The organism is Paenibacillus sp. LT-B23 (genome assembly GCF_059417685.1).
On record NZ_JBSQBM010000024.1, the window covers coordinates 87,284 to 97,739 of the forward strand.

General features: G+C 46.3%; 8 protein-coding genes. 7 read left to right on the forward strand and 1 reads right to left on the reverse strand.

Annotation, left to right across the window (positions count from 1 at the left end; genetic code table 11):
* Positions 1–126 precede the first annotated feature (126 nt).
* From dnaN to gyrB, 5 genes are read left to right on the forward strand one after another with little or no spacing between them, the layout of a single operon-like run.
* A complete protein-coding gene (gene dnaN / locus ACWXW9_RS24350; protein ID WP_025683682.1) occupies positions 127–1,269 on the forward strand; it encodes a DNA polymerase III subunit beta in 1,143 nt (380 codons plus the stop codon).
* A 46-nt stretch (positions 1,270–1,315) separates the two neighbouring features.
* Positions 1,316–1,534 (forward strand): S4 domain-containing protein YaaA, encoded by a 219-nt coding sequence (yaaA, locus tag ACWXW9_RS24355; protein ID WP_025683681.1) that lies wholly within the window; start codon positions 1,316–1,318, stop codon positions 1,532–1,534.
* A gap of 54 nt (positions 1,535–1,588) precedes the next feature.
* A complete protein-coding gene (recF, locus tag ACWXW9_RS24360; RefSeq protein WP_025683680.1) occupies positions 1,589–2,704 on the forward strand; it encodes a DNA replication/repair protein RecF in 1,116 nt (371 codons plus the stop codon).
* Between the two features lie 16 nt (positions 2,705–2,720).
* Positions 2,721–2,972: an extracellular matrix regulator RemB gene (remB, locus tag ACWXW9_RS24365; RefSeq protein ID WP_025683679.1), complete on the forward strand. Its 252-nt coding sequence runs from the start codon at positions 2,721–2,723 to the stop codon at positions 2,970–2,972.
* Positions 2,973–3,002: 30 nt separating this feature from the next.
* A complete protein-coding gene (gene gyrB / locus ACWXW9_RS24370) occupies positions 3,003–4,913 on the forward strand; it encodes a DNA topoisomerase (ATP-hydrolyzing) subunit B (protein WP_494931533.1) in 1,911 nt (636 codons plus the stop codon).
* A 92-nt stretch (positions 4,914–5,005) separates the two neighbouring features.
* On the opposite strand, the gene ACWXW9_RS24375 is transcribed toward gyrB, so the two are convergent.
* The gene (locus ACWXW9_RS24375; protein WP_494931534.1) at positions 5,006–5,833 is read right to left on the reverse strand and encodes a YheC/YheD family protein; all 828 of its coding nucleotides are present in this window, start codon (positions 5,831–5,833) and stop codon (positions 5,006–5,008) included.
* Between the two features lie 468 nt (positions 5,834–6,301).
* Between ACWXW9_RS24375 and gyrA the strand changes: the two genes are divergently transcribed.
* Positions 6,302–8,878 carry a DNA gyrase subunit A gene (gene gyrA / locus ACWXW9_RS24380; RefSeq protein WP_494931535.1) on the forward strand — a complete coding sequence of 859 codons (2,577 nt, stop codon included), beginning with the start codon at positions 6,302–6,304 and terminating at the stop codon, positions 8,876–8,878.
* A gap of 215 nt (positions 8,879–9,093) precedes the next feature.
* Positions 9,094–10,182: an HD-GYP domain-containing protein gene (locus ACWXW9_RS24385; RefSeq protein WP_494931536.1), complete on the forward strand. Its 1,089-nt coding sequence runs from the start codon at positions 9,094–9,096 to the stop codon at positions 10,180–10,182.
* The last annotated feature ends 274 nt before the right edge of the window (positions 10,183–10,456 follow it).

Genomic DNA, 10,456 nt, shown 5'->3' on the forward strand with positions numbered 1-10,456 from the left:
TACACCGACTTATCCACATATTCAGTGCGCCTATTACTATTACTAATAGATTTTAAAGATATACATCACCTAAATAAGGCCCGCGTCAACGCGTGCTTGAAGGATTAAAACCCGTAGGAGGAACTTATGAAGATCAGCATTTTGAAAAACGTATTGAACGAGGCTATACAACATGTATCCAAGGCCATATCAAGCCGGACCACGATTCCGATTTTGAGCGGTATTAAGCTGGATGTGAATCATCAGGGAGTAACGTTGACTGCTAGCGATACTGACATCTCCATTCAATCCTTTATTCCGATGGAGGATGGTGACCAAACCGTCGTTCAGGTCGAACAACCGGGAAGTGTTGTACTGCCAGCCAAGTTCTTTGTCGAAATCATCAAGAAGCTGCCGTCTCAGGAGATCCGCATGGAGGTAAAAGACCATTTCCAAACCTTCATCTCATCCGGTGCAACCGAAATTCAGATTGTGGGTCTGGATCCTGAGGAATTCCCGGTGCTTCCAAGCATTGAAGAAAATCAGGTTATCTCTGTACCAGGTGATTTGCTCAAAAACATGATCAAACAGACCGTTTTCTCCATTTCCACTCACGAAACGACACCTATTTTGACAGGGGTATTGTGGAATTTGGCTGAGGGCGAATTAAAATTTGTAGCAACGGACCGCCACCGCCTCGCCACCCGCAGCGCCCGTTTGGAAACGTCCGAAGGCTTGCGCTTCAGCAATGTTGTCATTGCAGGTAAAACGTTGAACGAACTGAGCAAAATTATTCCGGATCAAAATATGCTTGTGGATATCGTTGTAGCAGACAACCAGGTACTATTCAAAATTGACCGGGTTCTGTTTTATTCCCGCATTTTGGACGGAACGTATCCGGATACTTCTAGAATTATTCCAACCTCCTACAAAACAGAACTGATTGTGGATACAAAAAGTTTGAGCGAATCCATCGACCGTGCTTATTTGCTGTCTCGTGAGGAAAAAACGAATATTGTAAAAATGCAGTCGCTGGAAAACGGTGGCCTGGAGATTTCCTCCAGCTCCTCCGAACTGGGTAAAGTGCGTGAGGAAGTCACAGTATCCAAATTTGAGGGAGAGCCGCTCAAAATCTCGTTCAACTCGAAATATATGCTTGATGTGCTGAAAGTGATTGATAGCGAGCAGCTGACGATTGCTTTTACCGGCATTATGAGCCCGATCATTTTAAAACCGGCGGACTCCAGCAATGCGCTGTACATCATCCTGCCATATCGCACCACCAATTAACGTCTAGCGTCACCCACCCGAGAACAAGCGAAAGGATGAACAAGCCTTGAAACGGATATCTATACAGACCGAATACATCAAGCTGGATCAATTTTTAAAATTAGCCGATTGTGTTTCTACAGGGGGAATGGCCAAAGCTCTGTTGCAGGAGGGACAAGTTCGTGTCAACGGTGAGCAGGAAGAACGACGCGGAAGAAAACTGTACCCGGGCGATATCGTAGAAGTAGAGGACAACGGAAGTTTCGAGATCACAGCAGGAGCATGATCGCCTGGTTGGCAAGGACTCCTTTTAGGTGCGGAGTAACAAGGGGGACCCTATGTGTTTGTGAACAATATTGTTTTGCAGCAATACCGGAACTATGAACAGCTGGAGCTGAATGAATTTGGGCCCGTTAATTTGCTGATCGGACAAAATGCGCAGGGCAAAACGAACCTGGTAGAGGCGATTTTTGTCCTGGCTTTGACCAAAAGCCACCGGACGTCGCGCGACAAGGAGTTAATCTCTTTCGGGGCTACCTCCACTCATCTGGCTGCGGATGTGGATAAAAAATATGGGAAAATCAGGCTGGATCTGTCGTTATCCACACAAGGGAAAAAAGCGAAGATCAACGGCCTGGAGCAGCGAAAGCTGAGCGATTTTATTGGTTCGCTGAATGTCGTTATGTTTGCACCTGAGGATTTGGAAATCGTCAAAGGAACACCGGGGGTACGCCGCCGGTTTCTTGACATGGAAATTGGACAGGTTGCTCCGGGATATCTGTACCATTTGCAGCAATACCAGAAAGTGCTGGTCCAGCGTAACAACCTGCTCAAACAAGCATGGGGCAAAGATATGGCTTCCGTACAGCTCATGCTGGAGGTATGGAATGAGCAACTTGTTGAGCACGGTGTTAAAATTGTTAAAAAGCGGAAACAATTTATAACAAAGCTGCAAAAGTGGGCCCAGGCCATTCATGAAGGGATCGCGGGAGGTACTGAAGAGTTAAAATTAACTTATGTTCCCTCCTTCAGTGAGCCGGAGGAAGAAGATGAAGCTGTCTTATTGGAGCGATTTATGATAAAGTTATCCCAAATGAGGGAACAGGAAATCCGCCGTGGTATGACTTTGGCGGGGCCCCATCGTGATGATTTGGCCTTTGCCATTAACGGCAGGGAAGTGCATACGTATGGCTCTCAGGGGCAGCAGCGGACGACGGCCCTGTCCTTGAAGCTGGCTGAAATTGAATTAATCCATGAGGAAATTGGTGAATATCCTGTCCTGCTTCTGGATGATGTTCTATCCGAGCTGGACCCCTACCGTCAGACCCAACTGATCGAGACCTTCCAGAGCAAGGTACAAACCTTTATCACGGCAACCGGCATTGAGACCTTGAATGCAGAACGACTCAAGGATGCCAGCATTTATCACGTCCACGACGGGCATGTGGAACACTAAGGAGTGAGTGACTGCTATGTATATTCATCTGGGTGGAGAAAAAATCATCCGCTCGTCAGAGCTTGTGGCTATTTTCGATATCTCGATTAAAAAATCCTCTAAAATCTCCAAGCAGTACGTGAACCACGCCCAACAGCAAAAGCATGTCGAGATGATTGGTGAAGAGGAAGCCAAGTCCATCGTGGTGACTCAAAATACGGTGTATTATTCCCCCATCTCCTCAACAACTCTCAAAAAGCGGGCAAACCAGTTTGTTGCCAATGCTTAACCATAGAATCTATAGAAGTAGGTGAAAGGCATGTCTATGAATCAACCGTCTTATGATGCGGGTGAGATTCAGGTCCTGGAGGGCCTGGAGGCGGTTCGGAAACGTCCCGGGATGTATATTGGCTCCACCAGTGCCAAAGGGCTCCATCATCTGGTCTGGGAAGTTGTGGACAACAGCATTGACGAAGCGCTGGCAGGTTATTGTGACAGCATTCAAGTTGTCGTTCACGAAGATAACAGCGTTACCGTTACAGATAACGGACGTGGTATTCCGGTAAGCGAGCACGCCAAAATGAAAAAATCTGCGCTGGAAGTCGTTATGACTGTGCTTCACGCAGGTGGTAAATTCGGAGGCGGAGGGTACAAGGTATCCGGCGGTCTGCACGGTGTTGGTGTATCCGTAGTGAACGCCCTCTCCAGCAAAATGGTCGTTCACGTCAAACGGGATGGACATCTGTACGAGCAGGAATACCACCGCGGTGTTCCGCAGTATGATGTCAGAGTCATTGGCGATACGGACGAAACCGGTACCCAAACGACGTTCTACCCGGACGATCAAATTTTTACAGAAACGACCGTATATGACTATGAGACGCTCCAAACGCGGATTCGTGAGTTGGCTTTCCTGAACAAAGGCATTGCGATTAGCTTGACCGATGAACGGACTGGCGCCAGTGATACGTTCCACTACGAGGGCGGAATTAGTGAATACGTGCAATTTTTGAATCAGAAAAGAGAAGCGCTACATGAGCAGCCGATTTATGTCGAAGGCTCGCGCGATATGATTCAAGTCGAAGTTGCGCTGCAATATAACGACAGCTATACCGAAAATATTTATTCTTTCGCCAACAACATCAACACCCACGAAGGTGGAACGCATGAATCCGGCTTCAAGAGCGCATTGACACGGATTATTAACGATTATGCGCGTAAAAATGGCTTTATCAAGGACAACACCGCCAACTTGACGGGTGACGATGTGCGTGAAGGACTGACAGCAATTATTTCTGTCAAAATCCCGGAGCCACAGTTTGAAGGTCAGACCAAAACCAAGCTGGGTAACAGTGAGGTGCGCGGGATTGTCGAATCCCTGTTCGCAGAGAAACTTCAGGAATTTCTTGAGGAAAATCCGTCTGTCTCCCGCCGCGTTGTTGATAAATCATTACAAGCAGCCCGTGCTCGTGAGGCTGCACGTAAAGCGCGTGAGCTGACTCGCCGTAAAAGTGCGCTGGAAATCAGTTCCCTCCCAGGTAAGCTGGCAGACTGTTCTTCCAAGGATGCGTCGATTAGCGAACTGTACATCGTCGAAGGCGATTCAGCGGGCGGATCAGCCAAGCAAGGCCGTGATCGTCACTTTCAGGCTATTTTGCCGATTCGCGGTAAAATTCTGAACGTCGAGAAGGCACGTTTGGATCGTATTTTGTCCAGTGATGAAATTCGGTCAATGGTAACGGCTATGGGAACGGGGATTGGCGACGATTTCGATATTGCTAAAGCTCGTTATCACAAGGTCATTATCATGACCGATGCGGACGTCGACGGAGCCCACATTCGGACGCTGTTGCTGACATTTTTCTATCGGTACTTGCGTAAAATTATTGACGCCGGCTATATCTATATTGCTCAGCCGCCGCTGTTTAAGGTAGAGCGCAATAAGGTTGTACGTTATGCAAACTCTGAAGCGGAACGTGATGCTATCATCAGCGAATTCGGAGAAAATGCGAAGTACAACGTACAGCGTTATAAAGGTTTGGGTGAAATGAACGCGACTCAGTTGTGGGAAACGACTATGGACCCTGAGAGCCGTACAATGCTTCAAGTTACCATCAGTGATGCCATGCTGGCTGATACGCTGTTCGATACCCTAATGGGCGATAATGTTGAACCGCGTCGCGACTTTATTCAGGAGCACGCCAAGTACGTGAAAAATCTTGATTTTTAATTTGAAAGAATTCACCAAGGGGCGCTCAGATGAGCGTCCCTTTTCTTGTCATTAACCCGTCGCGGAGAATTTGAATATTTAATATCAAACATCTACGCCTTTTTCTTAGTGCTTGCAGGCTTACCCGTGGATGCTGTGTAACGGCCGTAGCCTACAGCATATCTGAATATTTTATGATACAGGCTTTTGTTGGGCAGGGAAGAGAACACTTTAATCGCTGGTCTTGTATTTACCTCCAAAATCCACGGATAGACTTGCTGATCCAGACCTATGTCCAAACCAATTTCCCTCAAACGGGGATATCTTTTTTGCAGTTGCCAAGCTACCCGCTCGCCCATTTTCGATAATTTTTGCTCCAGCCGTACGGCTTCCTTTACATCCAGATATGGAGCTACCAGTTCATTGAAAAAGCGCACTGTGCCCCCGCTGTGGTGATTAGTGACGACCTTGTCAGGAGCAGCTACACGTCCTATGATGAGCGTCGTCTCCCACTGCTTTCTCAAATTCATCTGTGTTAATACCCGTAAATCAAAGGGACACCCATCATGATGAAGAAGAGGGATTCCTCGTTGAATTAGATAAGGACGCTTCCGTATGCGGTGAGAAACTGTCCTATGCAGGTCTTCCAGATTTTCGAAGGTGTGGGTCTCTACCTCATAACGAAGGATATACCACGTTCTCTCCCCGATGATCCCGTCTTCAGTTGGCGGAAGCGGTTCAGTGAGTCTCTCTGCACGCATAACCCCTTTCCCATAAGTACCGTTATCCGGCTTAATATAGACGGTTCCGTACACTGCCAGCATTTCATTCAAATGTTCCATGGCATACAAACGTGTTTCCGGTATATAAGCGGACAACAACGGATTGGGGAGAATGATATTTGTTTTGGTCCACTTACTGGATACTCGTTGAATTGACAAGTATTCTCATCCCTTTCTTTTGAAAATGTAAGTCACGTTCATGGAATTCACGATGCTTGAACAAAACAAGGGAAACTAAAGGACAAGTGCGTAAAACAATGATATAATAGAGAAATACGGCGTTTTTTCGGAATTGTACTCAGTTAACCCTGACCGTATACGTATTGTATGTGGAAAAGGCCTTCAGCGTGGGGGCTAATCCCCAATTCGGGGGAATTTGTCATGATCAGGACCTGTGAGCCGTAAGATGCGTGGGTCATTCTGCTGCTCACAGAAGGGCAATCTCTGAGAGATTTACGCTGTAAAGCGGACAGATGCGTTTAATTGTGCTCTTTTTGTGAAAGTAATATAATTATACAGATGAGGATTTCAGCCAAAATCCTGCTTACAGAGCGGAGTATATAGGCAGTATCTTGTTAGGCTTTTCACATAGAGAGCAATGAATGAAGGACGAGAAGGAGGACCAGCATGGCGGATCAAAATAACTCGCAAATCATCAATAGGGATATCGGAGTGGAAATGCGCGAATCCTTTATGGATTATGCCATGAGTATTATTGTCAGCCGTGCCTTGCCTGATGTGCGGGACGGACTGAAGCCGGTACACCGTCGTATTTTGTACGCGATGTCCGAGCTGGGCATGTCGCCAGACAAGCCTTACAAAAAATCAGCAAGAATCGTCGGTGAAGTTATCGGTAAATATCACCCACATGGTGATACGGCCGTATACGATACGATGGTTCGGATGGCGCAAGATTTTTCCTTGCGTTATATGCTGGTGGACGGACACGGTAATTTCGGTTCCGTTGATGGAGATATGGCGGCTGCGATGCGTTACACCGAAGCACGATTATCGAAGATTGCAATGGAAATGCTGCGTGATCTGAACAAAGAGACCGTTGATTTCATGCCAAACTACGATGGTGAAGAGAGCGAGCCAGTCGTGTTGCCTGCACGTTATCCTAATCTGCTGGTGAACGGTGTCGGCGGGATTGCAGTCGGAATGGCAACCAATATTCCTCCCCATAACTTGGGAGAGGTTATCGATGGTGTACAAGCACTAATCGAAAACCCTGACATTACGCCAATGGAACTGATGGATTATATTCAAGGGCCCGATTTCCCGACAGCAGGTTATATCTTAGGGCGGTCTGGCATTCGTCAGGCGTACCAGACTGGTCGCGGATCTGTGACCATGCGTGCCAAGACTACCATAGAAGAGATTGGCAATAAAGCACGGATTATCGTGCATGAGTTGCCTTACCAAGTCAATAAGGCTCGTCTGGTCGAAAAGATTGCTGAATTAGTACGCGAGAAGCGTATTGAAGGCATTACCGATCTGCGGGATGAATCGGACCGTACGGGTATGCGTGTCGTTATCGAGTTGCGCAGGGATGTGAACCCGAACGTTGTTCTGAACAATTTGTTCAAGCATACGGCAATGCAGTCCACTTTCGGTATCAATATGCTCGCGATTGTAAATAACGAGCCGAAGATTCTGAACCTGAAAGATGTTCTGTATCATTATCTCAAGCATCAGGTTGAAGTTATTCGTCGTCGGACAGAATTTGATCTGAAAAAGGCTGAGGCCAGAGCACATATTCTGGAAGGCTTGCGTATTGCCCTCGACCATCTGGATGAGGTTATTTCACTGATTCGTTCCTCACAAACTGCCGAAGCGGCACGCGAAGGATTAATTGAGCGCTTCTCGCTGTCTCTGGAACAGGCTCAGGCGATTCTTGATATGCGTCTGCAACGCCTGACCGGCTTGGAACGTGAGAAGATTGAGAACGAATATAATGAGTTGCTGCAAAAAATTGCGGAATACCGTGAAATTTTGGCCAACGAGCATCTGGTACTCAGCATTATCAGCGATGAGCTTAATGAGCTGAGAGGACGTTTTGCAGATGAGCGCCGTACTGAAATCACAGTGGGTGAAGAGAGCATTCTGGACGAGGATCTTATTCCGCGTGAGGATGTTATCATTACTGTAACCCATACCGGATATATTAAACGTCTTCCCGTGACTACTTATCGTAGTCAAAAACGCGGCGGTCGTGGTGTAGTGGGGATGGACACCAAGGATGAGGATTTCGTAGAGCATCTATTCATTACGAATTCACATCATCATTTGTTATTCTTCACCGACAAGGGTAAGGTATATCGGATTAAGGCTTACGAGATTCCTGATCTAAGCCGGACAGCCCGTGGGACACCGATCATTAACCTGATTCAGATTGAGCAGGGCGAGTCGATCAATGCGGTCATTCCAATTGAGGAATTTGTAGAGGACAGCTATCTGTTCTTTGCTACTCAGCAAGGGATTATCAAGAAAACACCGCTTGATAACTATGCTAATATACGCAAGGGTGGTCTGATCGCTATCAACTTGCGTGAAGATGATGCCCTGATAGAAGTGAAGCTGACCGATGGACAGCAAGAAATGATCATCGGTACGGCGCAAGGCATGTCGATTCGTTTTCCTGAGAGCGATGTACGCTCCATGGGCCGTAGTGCTACCGGGGTTAAAGGTATTACTCTTGATAAGAGTGATGCTGTAATAGGCATGGATATTGTTGATACCAGCCTGGATATCCTGATCGTAACGGCCAAAGGCTATGGCAAACGTACTCCTGTAGTGGATTACCGTATCCAAAGCCGTGGAGGTAAGGGGATCAAGACGATTAACGTCACAGATAAAAATGGCTCGGTTGTTGGCCTCAAGGTTGTAAAAACCGAAGAGGATCTGATGATCATTACAGCCAGCGGAACCTTGATTCGGACCAGCATGGAGGAAATTTCCACGATGGGTCGGAATACACAAGGGGTAAGGTTGATCAACATCCGCGAAGATGATTCAGTTGCTACTGTTTGTCGTGCAAACAAGAATGAGGAGCAGGATGAATTGCTTGATGAACTGCTCGAGGAGCAGGATGCTAACCAAGAAATCGGTGAGGGTGAATCTCATTCACCAGCTGATTCTGCTCTTGGCACGGATGTAGAAAATGCAGAAGGTAACGATTCGGAGCCTTCTGAAGACAAATAACAATCCACAAAAATAAACAGTGGTATTGGTTTTAAATGACGGGGAAGACTCCTTGGCCATTGGGTCAGAGAGTCTTTTTCTATTGCTGACAGATGAATACAGCAAGTATGATGCAAATCATATAAAATGAATGTACAGGAACAGGTTCAAGTAATATAATGACATAATAAAAACTGGCAGCTAGAGCTGCTGTTATGAGAACAGAGAGGTTGACCATGACAACAGTACCCGTATCCGAATTAAAAGCAGGACTTAGATTGCAAAGCGACGTATTTACTGAAATGGGCAGCTTGCTGCTTCCGAAGGGCCGTATTCTGCTACCGCGTGACTTGGAGATTTTACAAGCGTTCCTGATCCAGCAAGTAGAAGTGGGGCCTGATGGTTCGGCAAAAGCTGGTGGAGATCATGCTACTGTTCGAGCTGGAGCGCCTGAAGCGCAATCCCCTTCATTAGAGGAGCGGGATGAGTCCGTTTTATTCCAGGAAGAGTACGACAAAATGGTGATGCTCGTGAAAAATGCATTCCAATCGGTGCTCGTATCTAATCTATCCATATATGAGTTGCGGGGACAGTTGGAAGCCTTACTGGTATACATCCAGCGCTATAATGTAATGACGTCTACTCCGCGTGCCATGATTGAAGTTGATTATATTTTTCACAATGCGATACTAACCTCTCTGACTTCGTATTCTATTGCCCAATGGATTGGCTTGCCCCAAAAGGACTGGATGCAGGTCGCTTTTGCCGGATTGCTCCATGATATTGGTAATGCTAAAATGGACCCGGCCATCCTGTACAAGCCCTCTAAATTAACGTGGGAGGAGCAGGAAGAAATTCGTCAGCACACGTCATTAGGCTACCAGTTGCTCAAAAATGTGAAGGCCATTAATGAAGGGGTGCGTTTGGCAGCTCTTCAGCATCATGAGAAAGTGGATGGTACAGGATATCCGTTGCGACTCAAAGGGGAGCAGATCCATATTTACGCTAAAATCGTTGGAGTGGCTGATGTATTCCACGCCATGACATTGGAGAAGACCTACCGACCAGCACAATCCCCATATCTGGTACTGGAGCAAATCAAATCAGAATCATTTGGTAAGCTGGACCCGGGTGTTGTACAGGTTTTCATTCAAAAGCTCACTCAATTCAATACTGGAACCAAAGTGCGTCTCAATGATAACCGTACAGGGGAAATTATATTTGCCGATCGAGACCATCCGACTCGTCCGTTGGTGCAGGTAAACGGGGAAATCATTAACTTAATGCTTCAAAGAGAGCTATATATCGAGTGTATTGTTACTTAAGTAAGTTTTTTTGAAAAAACAGTTGCGTAATATAATAGAAGTATGATATATTACTTCTTGTCGCTTCAAGTGTTATTAAGTAGAGCGAAAAACACTTTTGAAAAAAAGTGTTGACACAACTGAGAGATACATGATATACTATAAAAGTTGCTGAGGGGATGAAAGAAACCCTGAAGTGAAAAAAAGAAATGTTTGATCTTTGAAAACTGAACAACGAGTGAGTAAATGATTTTGTTCGCAAAATCAACCACGAAGATTTCGGTACCTACCGCGA

Coding starts and splice junctions, on each gene's coding strand:
- remB (WP_025683679.1), top strand. CDS start 2,721: ATGTATATTCATCTGGGTGGAGAAAAAATCATCCGCTCGTCAGAGCTT.
- gyrB (WP_494931533.1), top strand. CDS start 3,003: ATGTCTATGAATCAACCGTCTTATGATGCGGGTGAGATTCAGGTCCTG.
- dnaN (WP_025683682.1), top strand. CDS start 127: ATGAAGATCAGCATTTTGAAAAACGTATTGAACGAGGCTATACAACAT.
- ACWXW9_RS24385 (WP_494931536.1), top strand. CDS start 9,094: ATGACAACAGTACCCGTATCCGAATTAAAAGCAGGACTTAGATTGCAA.
- gyrA (WP_494931535.1), top strand. CDS start 6,302: ATGGCGGATCAAAATAACTCGCAAATCATCAATAGGGATATCGGAGTG.